Origin of the sequence: Kribbella sp. NPDC003557, from assembly GCF_040610805.1 — a bacterium.
In the GTDB taxonomy this organism is placed as follows: Bacteria; Actinomycetota; Actinomycetes; order Propionibacteriales; family Kribbellaceae; genus Kribbella.
Genome location: NZ_JBEXMY010000001.1, coordinates 688526 through 707248 on the forward strand (window position 1 = coordinate 688526; position 18723 = coordinate 707248).

Genomic DNA, 18723 nt, shown 5'->3' on the forward strand with positions numbered 1-18723 from the left:
GTTCACCCTTACTCGTCGATGGTGCCGGTCAGGTACGCCGCCGCGTGCCGCGCGCGCTCACGGGTCTCCTCGAGGTCGTCGCCGTACGCCGTGACGTGGCCGACCTTGCGGCCGGGCTTCACCGACTTCCCGTAGAAGTGGACCTTCAGGCCCGGGTCGCGGGCCATGCAGTGCAGCAGGCCGCGGTGCATGTCCTCGACGTCGCCGCCGAGCACGTTCACCATCACGGTGTACGGCGCCCGCGCGGCCGGCGAGCCGAGCGGCAGGTCGAGGACCGCGCGCAGGTGGTTCTCGAACTGCGACGTGACCGCGCCGTCGATCGTCCAATGGCCGGTGTTGTGCGGGCGCATCGCGAGCTCGTTGACCAGCAGCCGCCCGTCCCGGGCCTCGAACATCTCGACCGCGAGGATGCCGACCACGCCGAGCTCGCCGGCGATCCGCAGCGCGGTCTGCTGCGCCCGGGCGGCGCGCTCCGGCGCCAGGCCGGGCGCGGGCGCGGTCACCTCGACGCAGATGCCGTCGCGCTGCACCGACTCGACGATCGGGTACGCGACCGCCTGGCCGTGCGGCGAGCGCGCCACGATCGCGGACAGCTCGCGGACGAAGTCCACCTTCTCCTCGGCCAGGATCGGGACGCCGCTGCCGAACGCGGTCGCGATCTGCGGGTCGTCCGGGCCGTCGACGAACCACACCCCCTTGCCGTCGTACCCGCCGCGGGTGGTCTTCAGGATCACCGGGAAGCCGCCGACCCGCTTGGCGAAGTCCTCGACGTCGGCGGGACCCGCGACCACCTGGTGGGCCGGCGACGGCGCGTCGAAGGTGTCGAGCCGGGCCCGCATCACGGCCTTGTCCTGGGCGTGCACGAGCGCGTCCGGGCCGGGCCGGACCGCGACCCCGTCCGCCTCGAGCGCGTGCAGCAGGTCGGTCGGGACGTGCTCGTGGTCGAACGTCACCACGTCCGCCCCGGCGGCGAACCGGCGGACCGTCTCCGGGTCGCGGTAGTCGCCGACGGGCGCGTCCGCGACCGCCTGGGCCGCCGACACCGTCGGGCCCTCCGCGAGCACACGGAGCTGGATGCCGAGCGCGACAGCCGTCTCCTGGGTCATCCGGGCCAGCTGCCCGCCGCCGACCATGCCGACCACCGGCGTACCGGCGGGGAGGTCCTTCCGATCGAACTTCACAGCGGTGAGCCTAATGTCCATACATCATCGGCCTGACGGCGGCCACCACGGCGCGCGGGCGATTTCGGGGTAGCCCCGGTCGCCGGGTACCGTGGGAAGCTGCCCTCCCCGTCGCGGTGTGATCACAGAAGGTTCCGAACCCCGTTGAAGCTCGTCACCAAGCTGTACCACCAGTTCCAGCACCTGGTGCACGAAGTGGCCAAGTTCGGTCTGGTCGGTGTCCTCGGGCTGGTCGTGGACCTGCCGATCTACAACTGGCTGGTGTTCAACAACCCGCTGGTCCTCGCGGACTCCGGCGAGGGCATGCTGCACCACAAGCCGCTGACCGCGAAGCTGATCTCGACCACGGTCGCCACGATCGTGACCTACTTCGGCAACCGGTACTGGACGTGGCGGCACCGTGAGCGCAGCGGCCTGCACCGGGAGTACGTGCTGTTCTTCGTGCTGAACGGGATCGGCCTGCTGATCGCAGCCGGCTGCCTGGCCTTCTCGCGCTACGTGCTCGACCTGCACACCTGGCTGTCGGACAACATCGCCGCGAACTTCATCGGCCTCGGCCTCGGCACGCTGTTCCGCTTCTGGTCGTACCGGAAGTTCGTCTTCAGGGAAGAGATCGCCCTCGACGAGGTCGAACACACCCCGGCGCCGGACTCCCCCGCCGAGCTCGACGGCGAGTCCACCGGCGACCTGCCGGCCGTCCGCTGACTCACTCCCCGTTCAACGGTCCGCCCGGGTCCTTCAGCCGGGCGTAGACGTTGTCCCCGAACGTCGCGGGAACCTTGCCGAGCGACTGGATCACCGTGCTGGTCCCGGCGAAGTGCCCGACGGCGTACAAGTAGGCCGAGTCGGTGTCCTTGTCGATGCCGAGCAGGATCGTGCCGTAGACGCCACACTTCATGGCGAGCAAGGCTTCGAATCCCTGCCAGGTGCGGGTGCGGACCGGTTTGACCACCGGCTTCATCGGTGAGCTGGTCGGAATGTGGATCGTGTAGAGCGCACCGCCGCGGGTGTTCGCGACGAAGGTGTCGTAGGTCGCCGACTTGCTGACCAGTGCCATCGACTTCACCGAACTGAAGCCGGGCGCGGACCCGGTCCTGCGCCAGACGCCCTTGCTGCTGACGCTCCACCGGAAGAGCACGCCGTCACTGCGCAGGCCGTACACGTTCCAGCGCGAGACGCCGCCCTCGGTCGGGCCTTGGTACTCGGCCTCCTCCACCGTCGTGAAGTTCCCCCAGCCACCACCGATCCGCCGCAAGACCGCCGGAGGGTTGTCGATGATCCCGTCGCCGTGCGCGTCGTACGCCGCCTGGTAGAGCGCGTCGCCGATGACGACGTAGCCGTACACGGCGTATTGAGAGCCGTCAGGGCCCTGGTCGGCGAGTACCGACATCGAGGCCATCACCTTCACCTGGCCCGGCGCGAACGCTGCACGCCCGAGCACCTGGCCGGTCGCCGTGGGCGGCCTGGTGGACAGGATGCCAAGGTTGTTGTGGTCACCTCGCGCGGTGACCGACGAAGCCGACAGGCCGCAGCTGTCCGTCGATGTGGCGGACGCCGTACCGGCCGGCGCCAGGGTTGCTGCGGCGAGCAGCGCCGCCGCGGTTGTTGCGAGTGGTTTGATCATTGGTCCACCCCCTTCTACCTACCTTGATGGTCCTAAATCGGCGGCGGTTGTCGATACGGCATGTGAAGATGCGGGGATGAGCGAGATCCAGGTGCGGGCGGCGCAGGCCGGCGAGTACGGCGCGGTGCAGGCAGTGTTCGGCGGGGCGATGATGTTCGACCCGAAACCGGACGAACTGTGGCAGCAGCTGTTCGAGCCGGATCGGGCTCTGGTGGCGACCGACGGCGGCCAGATCATCGGAACGACCAGGGCGTTGACGCGGGAGTTGTCCGTGCCCGGTGCGGTGCTGGACGCTGCCCACGTGACCGGCGTCGGCGTGCAGCCCACGCATCGCCGGCGCGGGGTGATGTCCCAGCTGATCGGGCGGCAGCTGCGCGAGGTGCCGGAGGCGATCGCCGTCCTGTGGGCGAGCGAGCCGGCGATCTACGGGCGATTCGGGTACGCCGCGGCCGCCTGGGGCGTGGAGTACACCGTCGACCTGCACCGTGTTGGTCCGTCCAACGACCGGATCCGTCCGGGCGAGCTCGGGGTGCTGAGCGTGGACGAGGCACTCAAGGAGCTGCCGGCGATCCTGCGCAGGCTGCAGACGCAACGATCCGGGGTGTCCGGGCGGTCCGACCTGCGCTGGCAGGCCCGCCTGCAGGACAAGCCGGACGACCGGGGCGGGCGCACCGAGCGCCGGATCCTGGTGCACCGCGACGAGACCGGAAGCATCGACGGATACGCGCTCTGGCGGGGCAAGATGGCCTGGGGACCGACCGGCCCGGCCTCCGAGGTCTCCGTCGAGGAATTGGTCGCGCCCGAGCTCCCGGCGTACAAGGCGCTCTGGCAGCACCTGCTGACGATGGACCTGAGCGCGAAGCTCACCTACGAGTACGCCGCCGTCGACGAGCCGCTCCAGCAACTCGTCACCTACCCGACAGCCCTGGAGCGCCGGCTCGGCGAATCGCTGTGGCTGCGGGTGACCGACGTGCAGCGGGCTTTGCAGCAGCGTCGGTACGCCACACCGCTCGACGTCGTGCTGGACGTGACGGACAACCTCATCGAGTCGAACACCGGACGGTTCCGGTTGACCGCCGACGGGTCGTCCGTCCGATGCGAGCGCACCGACGACCCGGCCGACCTCAGCCTGGCAGTCACCGAACTCGGCGCGACCTACCTCGGCGGCCGCTCCCTGTCCGAATTCGCCACCACCGGCCGCGTAGCCGAACACTCCCCCGGCATCCTCACCCACACAACAGCAGCCTTCGGCTGGCCGATCGCGCCGGTCAGCATCGAGGTCTTCTGATCTGTACATCACTCGGTAGCTGATCTCCCAGCAAACTCATGCGAGTGTTGCGTAAATTTCCCCCTCACTTGAGGTAAGGTTTCCTGCAACAGCTCCAGGATGGGAGGTTCACGATGGCGGTGTTCGCGGAGATCGAGGAAGTCGAGTCACAACTCGAATCGTTGGGACTCACTCGCAGCGGTCTCGAGAGAGTCGTCAGTGCGGCCGTCGGCGGATACACGTCAACGACGCGTTTCCACGCTTCATCGGCAGCTGGCACGTACCTCTACCACGAAGCGACCGCCGCACTGCGTCGAGTATTGGTTCCGAGCAACGAGGACTGGGACTACGACGAACAAGACCAGCAACCACGGGTCTTCTCGGAGGTCCGCGGACTCACGATCGTGGCACAGTCCGGCGATGAGTACACGGGACTCGAAGATCCTGACGAGGAGCCGAGAGCCCGCCACCCGAAAGGGGCGGCGACGGCGCGAAAGGTAACGGTCAACTCTGATCAATTGGCTCTATTCCCGATGAGCCTACTCGTGAGTGGCGCTGATGCAAACGCTCCCTCGGGCATGCTCACCTGGGTTTTATTGATCGCGATCGTGGATGGCGTTGCCCGCTCAGAATTGTCTCTCCCCAATCAGGTCGACAAGCAGGGCAAGGCGTGCGGCTGGGTGCACAGAATTCTCCTCCCGGATCACGAACTGGGCGGTGCTCAAGCGGAGACGACGATTGGCGAAGAGCCGACGCCGGACGTCGAGGTCGACGTCGAATGGAAGCAGTGACGGCAGCCTTCACCCCCGAGCGCCTCATTTCCGCGCGCAAGCGCGCCGGTATTTCGCAAGCTCGCCTGGCAAGTCATATCGGCATCTCGCCAAGGTCTATTGCGAACTACGAGGGCGGCGAGCACGCGCCGAGCGAGGAGGTGTTGCAACGCCTTGCCGACGCGCTTGACGTTCCAGTCTCGTTCTTCGGCGCGGCGCCACCGGACATCATTGAGCCGGACGCCGCAAGCTTCAGGGCCCTGAGCAAGATGAGTGCGTTGAAGCGCGACGCGGCCTTGGCCAGCGGAGGTTTGGCGACGGAACTCAACGACTGGCTTGAAGCACGGCTCCGCCTTCCCCGAGTCGCAGTCCCGAGGTATGCCCGTGGCGCTCGCGATCCAGAGTCGTGTGCTCAGAGGCTGCGCCTTGAGTGGGAGATGGGTTATGCCCGAGTCCCAAACATGGTGCATCTTCTTGAAGCCCACGGCGCGCGCGTTTATTCCCTCCCGGAGGACCTCACCGATACAGATGCATTCAGCTTCTGGTGGCGCGACGTTCCCTTTATCCTCTTGAATACGCGCAAGAGCGCGGAACGGGGTCGATTCGACGCCGCGCACGAACTCGGTCACTTGGTAATGCACGCCGATTACGATCTGCCGCGGGGTCGCGAACGCGAGTTCGAGGCGAATCGGTTCGCCGCAGCCTTTCTGATGCCCGAAGACGACGTACTAGCCGCTGGACTACGCCACGCTAATGCCGAGCAGGTCATCGCAGCCAAGTCTCGCTGGGACGTTGCAGCCACCGCGCTGGCCCACCGACTGCACGAACTCGGGATCACTTCAGACTGGACGTACCACAGCACCTTCCGCAGGCTCAGCCAACTCGGATATCGCAGCGGCGAGCCAGATCGGGAAGGACGACCGCGTGAGACATCTCAGGCACTCGAGAAGGCGTTTGCACTACTGAGAGAGCGTGGAATCCGTCCGGTGGATGTGGCTCGGGAACTCCATGTTCGGCCGGAGACACTTCACCAGTTGCTGTTTGGGCTTGTGCTGACCCCAATGTCGGGGCAGTCCACCGCTCGCGGGGGACCAAGGGCCGGATTGCGTGTTGTCAAATAGCCCGTTCGTTCAGTGGCTCGGGGCCCTCGTGATCAGCGGGCGCGATCGGATAAACACAGTCGCTCGCAGGCCGGTCAGTCCGGCCCACGACATGTTGTACTCACTCGGCGGGCGATAGCCCACACACGCCGGCGGCAGCCGGCAGAAAAAACGCACCGGCGGCAGCCGGGGGTGGGTGGGAGCGCGCGTAGCTGACGCGGACGAGGAGCAGAGCGACGAGGTAGCGGCTGCGTAGCACGCGGGGGGCCTAATCCTTAGCGCTCGTCGTCCGAGCTGAAGATCGTGCCGTCGTCGGTCCGCGGCTGCTGCTCCTGCGGCTGCGGACGGCGGCGCATGTGTTCCGGCGGCTGCTCGTCCTCGAGGATGCCGTCGCCGGGCCGGCCTTCGGGGCCGCCGAAGAGCAGGTCGGACATCTGCAGGTGGACGTGCTCGACATGCGGTACGTCGGGGAGCACGACCTGGCCGCGTTCGCCGGCGGACTCGATGTGCAGCGTGCCGCAGCCGAGGATGCGGTCGACCAGACCGTGCTCGTAGGACACGTCGTTGATCCGCATCAGCGGGATGTCCCGGCCGGTCCGGGTGAGGATGCCGTGCCGGGTGATCAGCCGCCGGTTGGTGATCGTGTACGTCGAGAAGAACCAGTTCAGGAACGGCTTCAGCGCGAACGTCGCGAGGATCACCACGCCGACCGCGAGGATCGCGATCCGGGCCGGCGTCTGCAACGAGCCGGTCGGCACGATCGCGGCCAGGAACCCGCCCAGGGCCGCCACGACCAGCAGCAGGAACACCGGGCCGATCAGCGCCTTCCAGTGCGTCCGGGTGCTGACGACGACGTACTCGTCCTCACCCAACAACTTCGCCGAGATCGCCATGCGCCCAGTCTCACAGGTCCCGGGTTCGGTTGTCCCGTCCCGACACGATCGGGGGCAGCCGGGCGGGCACGATCAGGCGACAAAGAGGTTTAACACTTCACAAAATGCATACAGTGAGCCAGGATGCGCGAGGGGTTATCAACTGGGGGACGAGAGGAAGCCGTGATGGCAGTCTTGTCGATACTCGACCGGGAACACACCGTCGCACCGCCGGGGTACAGCCGCTGGCTGATCCCGCCGGCCGCGCTCGCGGTGCACCTGTGCATCGGCCAGGCGTACGCGACCAGCGTGTACAAGACCTCGATGGTCAAGCACTTCGACAGCAGCCAGACCGCTGTCGGCGTGGTGTTCAGCATCGCGATCGTGATGCTCGGCCTGTCCGCCGCCGTCGGCGGCACCTGGGTGGAGCGCAACGGCCCGCGGAAGGCGATGTTCGTCGCCGCCTGCTTCTGGGCCTCCGGCTTCCTGGTCGGCGCCCTCGGTATCGGCACCGGCCAGCTCTGGCTCGTCTACCTCGGGTACGGCGTGATCGGCGGTATCGGGCTCGGGATCGGCTACATCTCGCCGGTCTCCACCCTGATCAAGTGGTTCCCGGACCGCCCGGGACTCGCGACCGGCCTGGCGATCATGGGCTTCGGCGGCGGCGCCCTGGTGGCCAGCCCGCTGTCCCGCCAGCTGCTCGGCCTCTACGACTCCGGCTACGACCCGAACGTCAGTACGTCGGTGGCCGGCGGCGGCGCGCTCGTCGGGCTGTTCCTGACGCTGGGCATCGGCTACTTCGTGATCATGATGTTCGGCGTCTTCAACATCCGGGTACCCGCCGACGGCTGGGCGCCGGACGGCTTCGACTCGGCGTCGGTGCGGCAGAAGTCGCTCGTCACGACCGGCAACGTCTCCGCGGCGAACGCGATCAGGACGCCGCAGTTCTGGTTCCTGTGGGTCGTGCTGTTCTGCAACGTCACCGCCGGGATCGGCATCCTCGAGCAGGCCAGCCCGATGATCCAGGACTTCTTCCGCGGCGACGGTGCCACCGGGGGCAAGTCGAGCGTCGCGGTCGCGGCCGCCGCAGGCTTCGTCGGCCTGCTCTCGATCTTCAACATGGCCGGCCGGTTCGGCTGGTCGTCGACGTCCGACCTGATCGGGCGCAAGCCGATCTATGCGATGTACCTCGGGGTCGGGATCATCGCGTACACGTTGCTGGCGAGCGTCGGCGACAGCAGCACGGTCGTGTTCGTGCTGCTGGCCGCGGTCATCATCTCGTTCTACGGCGGCGGGTTCGCGACGGTTCCGGCGTACCTGCGGGACCTGTTCGGCACCTACCAGGTCGGCGCGATCCACGGCCGGCTGCTGACCGCGTGGTCGGCGGCGGGCATCGCCGGACCGCTGATCATCAACGGGTTCCTGGACCGCGAGGGCAAACCGGGCACGCTGACCGCGGCGGCGTACCGGCCGGCGCTGTTCACGATGGTCGGCGTGCTGGCCGTCGGGTTCGTCGCGAACCTGCTGATCCGCTCCGTCTCCGAACGGTTCCACGAGAAGTCCGAGTCCACGGTGGAGGCGACGTCATGAACCAGACCCCACGCCTGGTGATCTCCTGGCTGCTGATCGCCGTACTCCTCGGCTACGGCATCATCCAGACCTTGATCACCGCAGCCAAGCTCTTTACGCACTGAAGCGAAAACGATCAAGTACGGCGCGGAGGCGGCGGGCACGATGGTCACATGACCGATGTGTTCGCCGCCTTCGTCTCGGTACTGGCCGACGCGCTGGACGAGCACGAGGCGACCGCGGCACAACTGGCGGCCCGCGTCGGGCTGTCGCGGTCGTACCTGGACCGACTGGTCGATGCCGCGGCGGGTGAACGGCCGGGGCAGTTGCGGCGGCGGATCCTGCTCGAGCGTGCGGCGTACCGGCTACTGGTCGGCGGCGGGACCATCCTGGACGTCGCGGTCGAGGCCGGGTACGGGTCGCACGAGGCGTTCACCCGGGCCTTCAGTCGCGCGTACGGCGTACCGCCCGCGCAGTGGCGCGGGCAGCCGGACCGGATCCGCCTGGACGCGCCCAGCGGCCTTCATTTCCACCCGCCCAACGGGTTGCGGGTGCCGGCCAGGGACGAGGTGAGTTCGATGGATCTGATCCGGACGATGGTTGACCACCACCTCTGGCTGCTGGGCCAGATGCTGCGGCAGGCGGGGGCACTGACCGACGAGCAACTCGACCGCCCGATCGAGATCTCGGTGGAAGGGATCGACGCGGATCCGACGCTGCGCTCGCTGCTGTCGCGGCTGGTCGGTCAGCTCGGTATGTGGCACGCGAACCTGACCGGCGCGCCGTACGACTTCGCCGTCGAGCAGGGCGAGAGCGTCCAGAGCATGCGACGGCGGCTGGACGAGGCCGGGCCGGCGTTCGCGGGCGAGGTCGGCGAGCTGTGTACGGCGAACCGGCTGGACGAGCTGATCGTGTGCCCGGGTGAGACCGTCGAGGTGTACTCGGCCGGCGCGATGATCGCGCACGTGCTGACCTTCGCGTCGTACCGGCGCACGCTGGTCGCCGGGGCGCTGCACGACGCCGGCTGCGACGACCTGGACAGCGGCGATCCGATCCGCTGGATGAGCCGATGAGCGCGCGACTGGTTTCGGTGAACGTCGTACACGAGCTGATCCGCGGCCCGACACGGTGGACGGCGATCGACAAGCGGCCGGTGGACGGGGCGGTCGAGGTCGGTGAGCTCGGGCTGGCCGGCGACCGGCAGTGCGACACGCGGTACCACGGCGGGCCGGACAAGGCGCTCTACGCCTACGCGTCCGAGGACGCCGAATGGTGGGCGGCCGAGCTGGGGCGGGAGATCCCGCCCGGGTTGTTCGGCGAGAACCTGACCACGCGGGGCCTCGACATCACCGGCGCTCTGATCGGTGAGCAGTGGACGATCGGCGGGATCCTGGTCGAGGTCCGGTCGCCGCGGACGCCGTGCGGGAACCTGTCGGGGCGGATGGAGATCAAGCGGTTCCACCACCAGTTCGCGAAGACGGGCCGGGTCGGCGCCTATCTGAAGGTCCTCCAGCCCGGACAGGTGCGCGCCGGCGACCCGATCGAGGTCGTGTACCGGCCCGACGGCGCTCCAAGCATCGGCGAGACCGCTCGGAGATAGCTCAGGCTGGGCGTACGTGTGTGACGTCTCCCGCTGCCAGCGGGCGTGGGCCGTCGGGGGTGTCGACGATGAGGCGGCCGTCGTCTGCCAGGTCGCGCGCTGTGCCTTCGAGGAAGGTGCCGTCCGGCAGCTCTACCCGAACCGCCTGGCCCAGCGTCGCCGACAGTGCACGGTACTCCGGGAGCACTACGGCAGGGTCGCCGTCCGCGTCGACCCAGGACTGATAACGGGAGGCGAGCTCACGCAGCACCGCCGCCATCACAGTCGCCCGGTCCGTGGTTGCTGCCTGCTCGAGGGCCAGTGACGTGGCTGCCTCGTGAGGCTTCTCCGCGTCCCGGAGGGTCACGTTGAGGCCGATGCCGACGACCGCGGCACCTTCGACGCGCTCCAGCAGGATGCCTGCCAGCTTGCGGTCCTCGACCAGGACGTCGTTCGGCCACTTCACCCGCGCCGGCACCTCAGCCACGTCCCGCACCGCGGTAGCAACAGCCAGCGGGACCAGCAGCCCCAGCCACGGCCAGCGGGCAGCGTCAACCGTGGTCGGACGCAGCAGGACTGACATCAAGAGCGCAGACCGCGGCGGAGTGGTCCACGTCCGCCCCAACCGCCCGCGACCGGACGACTGGTACTCCGCGGCAACCACCAGCCCCTCGGGCTGACCAGCCGCGGCCGCAGTGGCAACAACAGCGTTCGTCGACGGCGTCTCCGCGAGCACGTCGATCTGCGTCCACAGCGCACCGGGACGCACCAACCGCCCCCGCAGGAACTTCTCGTCCAGCGGGGGCCGATCCAGGTCGCTGAACATCAGCCGGTGTTCTGCAGGCCGGCGGCGACACCCGAAACGGTCAGCAACAGCAGCCGTCGGGTGCGGACGATCTGCTCCTCGTCCAGTGAGTCATCGGTGCGCAGTGTCCGCAGCGCCCGCAGCTGCAGGTAGCTGAGCGCATCGACGTACGGGTTGCGCAACTCGACCGCACGGCCCAGGACACGGCGGCCCTGCAGCAGACGCTCCTGGCCGAGCACCTTGAGCACCCACTCGGTCGTCAGCTCATGCTCGTCGAGCATCTGCTGCGTCAGCTCAGGCCGGTCGCCCAGCTCCAGGTAGCGGCCGAGAATCCGCCGGTCCGTCTTGGCCAGCGACATCTCCGCGTTCTCCAGCATCACCTGGAACAGCGGCCAGTTCTGGTTCGCGTCCCGCAGCAGGTCGACGTCCCCGACCGCGGCCAGCGCCGTACCGAGACCGAACCAGCCGGGCGCGTTCACACGGGCCTGCGACCAGGCGAACACCCACGGGATCGCCCGCAGGTCCTCCAGCGACGACACCGCGACACCACGGCGCGCGGGCCGCGACCCGAGCGGCAGCTGCCCCAGCTCCTCCAGCGGCGTCACGGTGCTGAACCACTCCGCGAACCCCTCCGCCTTCACCAGCCGGTGGTACGCCGTCCGCGCGGCCTCGTCGAGCGTCTTCTCCATCACCGCGAACCGCTCGGCGGCCACCGCGGCCCGCTCCTCGACCGCCGGGGTCGAGGCCAGCAACGTCGCCGCCGTCACCTGCTCGATGTGCCGCTGCGCGATCGCCGCGTTGCCGTACCGGGCCGGGATCGCCTCGCCCTGCTCGGTCAGCTTGAACCGCCCGGCCACCGAGCCGGGGGCCTGCGCGAGGACGGCGCGGTTCGCCGGGCCACCGCCACGCCCCAGCGCACCGCCCCGGCCGTGGAACAGCGTCAGCCGGATCGCGTTGCGCTGCGCCCACGCGGTGATCCGCGCCTGCGCGTCGTACAGCGCCAGGGTCGCCGAGACCGGGCCGACGTCCTTCGCGGAGTCGGAGTACCCGAGCATGACCTCGAAACGCCGGTCGTTCGCGGTCAGCCGGTGCCGGACCCGGGTGAGCTGGATCGCGTTGTCCAGCACCTCGACCGAGTTCTGCAGGTCCTCACCGGTCTCGAACAGCGGCACGACGTCCAGCTCGATCGGCCGCCCGTCGAGCGCCGCGTCGGCCAGCTCGTACACGGCCGCCAGATCGCCGGCGTTGCGCGTGAACGACACGACGTACCGACGGCAGGCCTCGGGGCCGAAGCGCTGCTGGATCTGCGCGATCACCCGGAGCGTCGCGAGCACTTCCTCGGTCTGGTCGGACAGCTCGCCGCCGCCGAGCACCTCCTCCAGCGCCTTCGCGTGCACCGAGGAGTGCTGGCGGATCTCCAGCTCGGCCAGGTGGAACCCGAACGAGTTCACCTGCCAGATGAGCTGCTGCAGCTCGCCGAACGCCTGACGCGGTGCGCCGGCGGTCACCAGCGAGTCCTGCAGGACCTTGAGCTCGTGCAGGAAGTCGGCGGCCCGCGGGTACCCGAAGTCCGCGTCGCGGGACCGGGTCGCGGCCAGCCGGCGGGCGGCCAGCAGCAGGAGCTGCCGGTGCGGCTCGGCCGGCGAGCGGGTCTCGATGTCGGTGATCAGCTCCGGGTTGACCGCCCGCGCGTCCTCCAGGATGCGGCGGACCGGCGCCGACGGCGGCGTGGTCGCGGCGTCCAGGGTGAGCGCGCGGCCGAGCGCCTCGGTCGCCTGCTCGAGCGCCCGGAGCACGTGGTCGGCCTGGATCTGCATCGCCTCGCGGGTGATCGCCGCGGTGACGTTCGGGTTGCCGTCGCGGTCGCCGCCGATCCACGAGCCGAGGTGGACGAACGGCGCCACCACGGGCGTCCGCGTCCCGGCCGCGTCACCGGCCAGCGCGTCGTCCAGCCGCCGGTACACGTTGCCGACGACCGTGAACAGCGTCTCCTCGAACACCGCCATCGCCGAGCGCACCTCGTCCAGCGGGGACGGGCGGCTGGTGCGCAGCTGCGACGTACGCCAGAGGACGTCGACCTGCTCGACCAAGCGGCGACGGTTCTCCGCCAGGTCGCTGTCACCGGCCCGCGGGTCGTGCCGCTCGTCCAGCAGCGACGTGATCCGCCGGATCGTCGCGAGCACGGCGCGGCGCCGGGCCTCGGTCGGGTGCGCGGTCAGCACCGGGCGGAACTCCAGGCCGCTCAGCAGGGCACGGGCCTGCTGCTCGCCGCTGTCGCGGGAGATCTGCTCGACGGCCTGGGCCAGCTCCGACACGACGGCCTCGCTGCCGGCCCGGTCACGCTCGCGCAGGACGCGGGCCCGGTGCAGCTCCTCGCTGAGGTTCGTCAGGTGGAAGTAGCAGGTGAACGCCCGGGCGACGTCCTCCGCCCGCTCGTGCGGCCAGGACGCGACCAGCTCCTCGGCCGCGGCGCCGTCGCCGGCGATGGTCAGCTCGCGCAGTTTCTCGACGTCGTCGAGCAGCGGCTGACCGGCGTACTCGACCAGGACCTTGCCGAGGATCTCGCCGAGCAGGCGGACGTCGGCCCTGAGTTCCTCAGGCACCTCGAACCGCGCGCGGGTACGGGTCTCACTACCGGTCTCGCTCACGTTCGCCCACCCTATCGGCGGACGCCCGTCCACGCTGCCGAGTCCGCCCACTGGAAGCCGATCGTGACCGGTTGTTCAGCTACTTCACAGTATGTGCGTCAGACATTGCCGAATCCGCCGCCGACGACCTGGGACACGGTCCGCGCCAGATCGGCCGGGCTGCGGGTGGTGCCGTCGGTGACGAGCATCCGCGCGCACGCCTCGGTCATCGAGGCGAGGAGCTCGGCGAGGACCGGCAGGTTCGCGTCCGGGTCGGTGACACCGGGCAGCGACTGCAGCAGCGTGAGCCGCAGGCTCTCGACCAGGAACGCCCGCGCGCCGCGGACCCGCTCCGAGACGACCGGCGCCGCGCCGTACTGCGCGCCGAACACGATCCGCCAGGACTGCGGATTCTTCTGCACCGCGGTCAGGAACGCCGTCAGCCCCTCCAGCACGTGCTCCTCGGGAGTGCCGACGCTCGGGTCGGCCGGGAGCGCGGAGACGATCGAGATCACCAGATGCTGCTCCTCGCGGGCCAGCAGGGCGAGCAGCAGCTCGTCGCGATTCGCGAACGAGTCGTAGACGACCGGCTTCGTCACACCGGCCGCATCCGCCACGGACTGCATCGTCGTCCCGGCGTACCCCTTGGCGTTGAAGACCTCGAGCGCAGCATCCAGAATCATCGGCCGCCGCCGCTCAGGACCGAGGTGCCGCGCACGCCGGCGTTTCTCAGCATCCTCGACCACTTGACAAACCTACCTCATCGTAGGAAATTCCTACGGTCTGGTAGGAACTGCCGCGGGGGTGGTCGGTGACCGAGCGAGGCAGTGCCGGCTGGCTCGAGTCCGCGGGCATCACCGCCCTGGACGCGAGCGAGCTCGCCCGGCTGGTCGACCGGACGTCGGAGCGGGAGCTTCGGCATCGACTCATCGGGGGAGTACGAGAGATCGCGTTGCGCGAGATCTTTCGCCGGATGCCGGAGTACCTCCGACCCGCCCGGGCCGCCGGGTTCGACGCTGTGATCAGCTGGCAGATCACCGGCGCGGGCGGGGCCGGTCGCCCGGACGCGGTCAGCGAGTACTGGACCCGCGTCCACGACGGCCGCTGCACCCTGATCTCTCCCGGCCCCACTCCCCCCGACATCTCGATCCGCACCGACCCCACCACTCTGTTGCGCATCGTCACCGGCAACGAGGACCCCGTCGTGGCCGTCCTCAAACAACGCCTAACAGTCCACGGAGACCTGGCCCAAGCAGCCCGCCTCCCCAAACTCTTCAGCGCCGGCCCAACCTGAACCACGCGTGTTGGCACGCAGCCGCCAGCCACCCGCGCGTTGGCAGCCAGCCCCGGCTGCACTTGTTGGTCGCCCGCCCGCAGCGTGTGTTTGGCAGGCCGCCCGCAGCGCACGTTGGCTGGCGGCCGCCATCTGCGCGTGTTGGTAGACATCCGCCAGCTCCGCGTGTTGGTAGGCAGCCGCCAGCTCCGCTTGTCGCAGGCGGCGGCCACCTGTGCGTCTTGCTAGACCGACGCCAGCACCGCGCGTTGGTCGGCAGTCCGCAACGCATGTTTGGTACGCCGCCTGCAACGCGGGTCTCGTACGCCGCCTGCAACGCGGGTCTCGTACACCGCCTGCAACGCGGGTCTCGTACGCCGCCTGCAACGCGGGTCTCGTACGCCGCCGCCTGCAACGCGGGTCTCGTACGCCGCCGCCTGCAACGCGGGTCTCGTACGCCGCCGCCTGCAACGCGGGTCTCGTACGCCGCCTGCAGCGCGGGTTGGCCGGCGGCCGCCCAGCTGCGCTTGATGGCAGGCGGCGCCCAGCTGCGCGACTTGGTAGACCGCTGCCAGCAAGCGCGTGTTGGTAGGCCATCCGCAGCAGGCGTTTGAGGGCGCCTGCAGCGCATGTTGGTAGGCGGCCGCCGGCTGCGGCTGTTGGGAGCGGCGGCCAGCTGTACGACCTGGTAGGCCGTCGCGACCAGCGAGCGTTGGTAGGCGGGCGCCTGGGAGCGACGTCTTGGGCGGACGGCTGCCAGCAGCGTGTGTTGGTAGGTGGCCGTCCGTGCGCTGGCCTGCCTACCTGGCTGGGGCGTCGGTGGTGCGTCCGGCTGACTGCTCGGTGGCGTGAGCACCAGCGCGGCGCGCGGAGGTTGCCTGCCCGGGGAGCACCCGGGTGGCACCGGCAGCAGGCGCTTGGTTGTCAAGCACAGCACGCAAGGAAGCCACGTCCTGCCCCGGAGCCGGCGATCCCCCACCCGCCCCAGAAGCCCCCCACTGCGCCCCCTGCCCAGACTGCTGCCACCACGCCTGCTGCGGCTGTTGCCCAGCCGGCTGCTGCGACACAGACGAAGGCTGCTGCTGACCCTGCGCAGGCGGCTGCGGGTACTGCACCTGCGGCTGTGGCTGCGGGTACTGCGCCTGCGGGTACCGCGGTTGCGGTTGGAACTGACCCGGCGCGTACTGCTGCGGCTGCTGGGGTGGCTGCTGCGAAGGCGGCTGAGGTTGAGCCGGCGGTTGGGCCTGTGGCTGCTGCCAACCGGGCCGCTGCTGGAACTGTCCAGGCTGTTGCTGCGGGTACTGGCTAGGTGCGTACTGCGACTGCGGCTGGGGCTGTGCGTGCGGTTGGGGTTGTGCAGGAGGCGGCAACTGCTGCCCAGGCTGCTGTTGCGGGTACTGACTGGGTGCGTACTGCGACGGCGGCTGCGGTTGTGCGTGCGGCTGCGGTTGTGCGTGCGGCTGCGGTTGTGCCGGCTGCTGTTGGCCGGGCTGCTGCCACCACTGGTGTGCCTGCGGGGGCTGCCCACCGACCTGCTGCTGCGGGTAGGACGATGGCTGCTGGTACTGGGCGGGCTGCTGAGGTTGCTGGTACTGGGCGGGCGTCTGCTGCGGTGGGTACGGCGACTGTTGCTGGTACTGGCCCGGTGTGTACTGCGGCGACTGGGGTCGGGCCGGCGACTGTGTCTGTGGTTGGCGTTGAGTGAACCGCTGCCACCACCGCTGCTTCTGGCCGGCCTGCGCACCTACCTGCTGCGGCTGCTGGCCAGGTGTGTACTGCGTCGGCCGCGCCTGACCGGGCGCCTGCTGGGGCGAGTACGGCGACTGCTGTCGGTACTGCCCGGGTACGTACTGCTGCCGCGGCTGCGGAGCCGGCGGCTGGGCGGGCTGCTGTCCCGGCCATGACTGGCCACCGGCCTGCTGCGGGTACGGCGACTGCTGCGGGTACTGACCGGGCGCGGACTGCGGCTGGACCTGCGGCTGCGGCTGGACCTGCGGCTGCGGCTGTACCTGCGGCTGGCCTTGGGGCTGTGGGTGGGCGGGCTGTTGCCACCACTGCTGGGGCTGTGCGGGTTGCCCGCCGACCTGCGGTTGGGGCTGGCCTGGTACCTGCTGTGGGGACTGCTGCTGCGGGGGTGGGGGTTGGAGCGGTCGCGGAGCCAGCGGCTGGAGTCTGGGGAATGTGGGTTGGCCGGGTGTGGCTTGCGGACCGGCCTGCTGCTGCGTCCGCCACGACTGGCCCAGCTGGGGCTGCGGCTGGGCCTGCGGTTGCGGCTGCGCCTGGGGCTGCGGTTGAGGCTGTGGTTGGACCTGAGGCTGCGGTTGGACCTGCGGCTGCGCCTGAGGCTGTGGTTGGACCTGCGGCTGGGCCTGTGGCTGCACCCGCGCCTGCGGCTGCGACTGAACCTGGGGCTGAGGCTGCGGTTGGACCTGTGGCTGCGGTTGGACCTGTGGCTGGGGCTGCGGCTGAACCTGCGGTTGCGGCTGAGCCTGGGGCTGCGGTTGCGGCTGGACCTGCGGTTGCGGTTGCGGCTGGACCTGGGGCTGCGCCTGCGGCTGGACCTGCGGCTGCGGCTGGACCTGGGGCTGCGCGTGCGGCTGGACCTGCGGCTGGACCTGGGGCTGCGGCTGCGGCTGCGGCTGCGGTTGGACCTGGGGCTGCGGTTGGACCTGGGGCTGGGGCTGTTGTTGGGGGTAGGGGCGGGGTAGCTGGATTGTGGGGTGTTCTCGGGTGGTGGTTTGTTGGAGTTGTTGGGTTTGTTGTAGGGACAGCTGGTTGCGGTACTGGGCTTCGGTGGTGCGGACCGTGGCCGTGGCGGAGTCGGCGATGGTTAGGCCTCGGCTGCGGGAGATCGAGCGGAGGTTCGGTGCGGTGCTGTCGCTGAGCGAGCGGAGTTCTCCGAACTCGCGGTCGATCTGCGCGGCCAGGCGTTGGCGGACCGCCTCTTGCTCGTTCGCGGGCACGACGTTGGGCAGGTCCGAGCTGTCGAACAGGACGTCCGCGGCGGCGCGTCCCTTCGACATCGGGGGCTGGGCGGCCATTCGGCGGAGGACCTCGTCGCCGGTGAGGTTGGCTTCTGTGCCGACCTGATCCGCGAACGCACGGGCCGCGGGTTCGTACGCCGGGTACGAGTGCGGCGCCCGGACTGCCTTGACCTGCGCGGCCAGGTCCGGCGGCAGCACGCGGTCGGCGACGGCGTCGATCTGTGCCTGGCTCCACGCCTCGGTGACGCCCTCCTCGAGCGGCCGGTACTCCAGCGGCCCCAGGTGAGCCTCCCAGCCGGCCTGGTCGAAGTCCGCCGGCCCGGCCAGGTGGTCGAACTCGTGGATGACGGTCTTCAGCGCGTTCCGCCGGATGCTCCACTGCTCCGGCGTCGCCGGCTGTCCCCGGGTGGCGTACATCTCCTGCAGCGGCTGGACGACCAGCGTCCGGTTCAGCCGGACGGTGCCGTTGGCGTAGGCCGCACCGCGCAGTCCCGGATCGTCGGTGAAGTGCAGCTCGCCGTTCCACACCGAGGCCTGCGACCCCGACTCGGCGGCGACCGCGTCCCGGACGCGTTCCCACAGTCCGTTGTCGAGGTCCGGGATCTCACTGTTCGCAGTGCGGACCACCCGCGCGGCCATCTACTGCTCCGCGGACCCCAGGTCGATCATGTCGATGATCGATGCCAGAGTCTCGTTCATCTCCAGGGCGGCGTCCCGCTCACCGGAGGTCGGCGCGGCGTACGCGATCCGCGTGATCTCCGCCATACCGGCCGCGGCGCGCGCACGTCGCTCGGCCGCCGTGCCTTCCGGGCCCGAGGCGCGCAGCAGCACATCGGACGCCTCCCGCACCGCGGCGCTCTCCGGGGTCCGGGCTTCGAGGACGAGGTCGTCGAGCGTCTTCAGGTAGCGGATCGCCTTCGCCCGGTCGTCGTCGCCGTCGACCGTTTCCGCCTGCTGCCGCAGTTGCTCGACCGCGCCGGCCAGTTCCTCGGGGTCCGTGATCTCGGTGCCCCAGGCCTGGACGATCCGGCGCCGCGCCGCGTCGAATTCCCCGTAGTCCACCCGCACATCA

General features: G+C 69.6%; 18 protein-coding genes. 11 read left to right on the top strand and 7 right to left on the bottom strand.

Features of this window, described 5'->3' with window-relative positions:
• Positions 1-8: 8 nt before the first annotated feature.
• Positions 9-1181: a 5-(carboxyamino)imidazole ribonucleotide synthase gene (locus ABZW60_RS03370; protein WP_355473549.1), complete on the bottom strand. Its 1173-nt coding sequence runs from the start codon at positions 1179-1181 to the stop codon at positions 9-11.
• 144 nt (positions 1182-1325) lie between these two features.
• Here ABZW60_RS03370 and ABZW60_RS03375 point away from each other — a divergent pair, with 144 nt between their 5' ends.
• Positions 1326-1886, top strand: a complete 561-nt coding sequence (locus tag ABZW60_RS03375; RefSeq protein ID WP_355473551.1) for a GtrA family protein — start codon at positions 1326-1328, stop codon at positions 1884-1886.
• A gap of 1 nt (position 1887) precedes the next feature.
• On the opposite strand, the gene ABZW60_RS03380 is transcribed toward ABZW60_RS03375, so the two are convergent.
• Positions 1888-2805, bottom strand: coding sequence for a hypothetical protein (locus ABZW60_RS03380; protein ID WP_355473553.1), 918 nt, complete (start codon positions 2803-2805; stop codon positions 1888-1890).
• Between the two features lie 76 nt (positions 2806-2881).
• Between ABZW60_RS03380 and ABZW60_RS03385 the strand changes: the two genes are divergently transcribed.
• From ABZW60_RS03385 to ABZW60_RS03395, 3 genes are all read left to right on the top strand, one after another.
• Positions 2882-4093 carry a GNAT family N-acetyltransferase gene (locus ABZW60_RS03385; RefSeq protein ID WP_355473555.1) on the top strand — a complete coding sequence of 404 codons (1212 nt, stop codon included), beginning with the start codon at positions 2882-2884 and terminating at the stop codon, positions 4091-4093.
• A gap of 113 nt (positions 4094-4206) precedes the next feature.
• On the top strand, positions 4207-4863 hold the full coding sequence (locus ABZW60_RS03390) for a hypothetical protein (protein WP_355473556.1): 657 nt from the start codon (positions 4207-4209) through the stop codon (positions 4861-4863).
• Positions 4851-5963: an ImmA/IrrE family metallo-endopeptidase gene (locus ABZW60_RS03395; RefSeq protein WP_355473558.1), complete on the top strand. Its 1113-nt coding sequence runs from the start codon at positions 4851-4853 to the stop codon at positions 5961-5963. Before ABZW60_RS03390 ends, ABZW60_RS03395 begins: the two co-directional genes overlap by 13 nt.
• A 254-nt stretch (positions 5964-6217) precedes the next feature.
• On the opposite strand, the gene ABZW60_RS03400 is transcribed toward ABZW60_RS03395, so the two are convergent.
• Entirely contained in the window at positions 6218-6835 is a 618-nt protein-coding gene (locus ABZW60_RS03400; RefSeq protein WP_355473560.1) for a PH domain-containing protein, read from the bottom strand.
• 165 nt (positions 6836-7000) lie between these two features.
• Here ABZW60_RS03400 and ABZW60_RS03405 point away from each other — a divergent pair, with 165 nt between their 5' ends.
• From ABZW60_RS03405 to ABZW60_RS03415, 3 genes are all read left to right on the top strand, one after another.
• Positions 7001-8404 (top strand): OFA family MFS transporter, encoded by a 1404-nt coding sequence (locus ABZW60_RS03405; protein WP_355473562.1) that lies wholly within the window; start codon positions 7001-7003, stop codon positions 8402-8404.
• A 152-nt stretch (positions 8405-8556) separates the two neighbouring features.
• Complete coding sequence (locus ABZW60_RS03410; protein ID WP_355473564.1) at positions 8557-9456, top strand: AraC family transcriptional regulator; 900 nt, start codon at positions 8557-8559, stop codon at positions 9454-9456.
• The gene (locus ABZW60_RS03415; RefSeq protein ID WP_355473566.1) at positions 9453-9983 is read left to right on the top strand and encodes an MOSC domain-containing protein; all 531 of its coding nucleotides are present in this window, start codon (positions 9453-9455) and stop codon (positions 9981-9983) included. Before ABZW60_RS03410 ends, ABZW60_RS03415 begins: the two co-directional genes overlap by 4 nt.
• Position 9984: 1 nt before the next feature.
• On the opposite strand, the gene ABZW60_RS03420 is transcribed toward ABZW60_RS03415, so the two are convergent.
• The 3 genes from ABZW60_RS03420 to ABZW60_RS03430 form a co-directional block, all read right to left on the bottom strand.
• Positions 9985-10788: a biotin--[acetyl-CoA-carboxylase] ligase gene (locus tag ABZW60_RS03420; protein ID WP_355473568.1), complete on the bottom strand. Its 804-nt coding sequence runs from the start codon at positions 10786-10788 to the stop codon at positions 9985-9987.
• On the bottom strand, positions 10788-13415 hold the full coding sequence (locus tag ABZW60_RS03425; protein WP_355473570.1) for a phosphoenolpyruvate carboxylase: 2628 nt from the start codon (positions 13413-13415) through the stop codon (positions 10788-10790). The genes ABZW60_RS03420 and ABZW60_RS03425 overlap by 1 nt, the downstream gene beginning before the upstream one ends.
• A gap of 98 nt (positions 13416-13513) precedes the next feature.
• A complete protein-coding gene (locus tag ABZW60_RS03430; RefSeq protein ID WP_355473572.1) occupies positions 13514-14140 on the bottom strand; it encodes a TetR/AcrR family transcriptional regulator in 627 nt (208 codons plus the stop codon).
• Between the two features lie 65 nt (positions 14141-14205).
• Here ABZW60_RS03430 and ABZW60_RS03435 point away from each other — a divergent pair, with 65 nt between their 5' ends.
• From ABZW60_RS03435 to ABZW60_RS03450, 4 genes are all read left to right on the top strand, one after another.
• Complete coding sequence (locus ABZW60_RS03435) at positions 14206-14688, top strand: SCP2 sterol-binding domain-containing protein (RefSeq protein ID WP_355473574.1); 483 nt, start codon at positions 14206-14208, stop codon at positions 14686-14688.
• Positions 14689-15710: 1022 nt separating this feature from the next.
• The gene (locus ABZW60_RS03440; RefSeq protein WP_355473576.1) at positions 15711-16571 is read left to right on the top strand and encodes a hypothetical protein; all 861 of its coding nucleotides are present in this window, start codon (positions 15711-15713) and stop codon (positions 16569-16571) included.
• Positions 16572-16712: 141 nt separating this feature from the next.
• A complete protein-coding gene (locus ABZW60_RS03445) occupies positions 16713-17375 on the top strand; it encodes a hypothetical protein (protein WP_355473578.1) in 663 nt (220 codons plus the stop codon).
• A gap of 619 nt (positions 17376-17994) precedes the next feature.
• Positions 17995-18126, top strand: a complete 132-nt coding sequence (locus ABZW60_RS03450; protein ID WP_355473580.1) for a hypothetical protein — start codon at positions 17995-17997, stop codon at positions 18124-18126.
• A gap of 164 nt (positions 18127-18290) precedes the next feature.
• Here the strand turns inward: ABZW60_RS03450 and ABZW60_RS03455 are convergent, their stop codons facing one another.
• Complete coding sequence (locus ABZW60_RS03455; protein WP_355473582.1) at positions 18291-18713, bottom strand: hypothetical protein; 423 nt, start codon at positions 18711-18713, stop codon at positions 18291-18293.
• Positions 18714-18723: the final 10 nt, after the last annotated feature.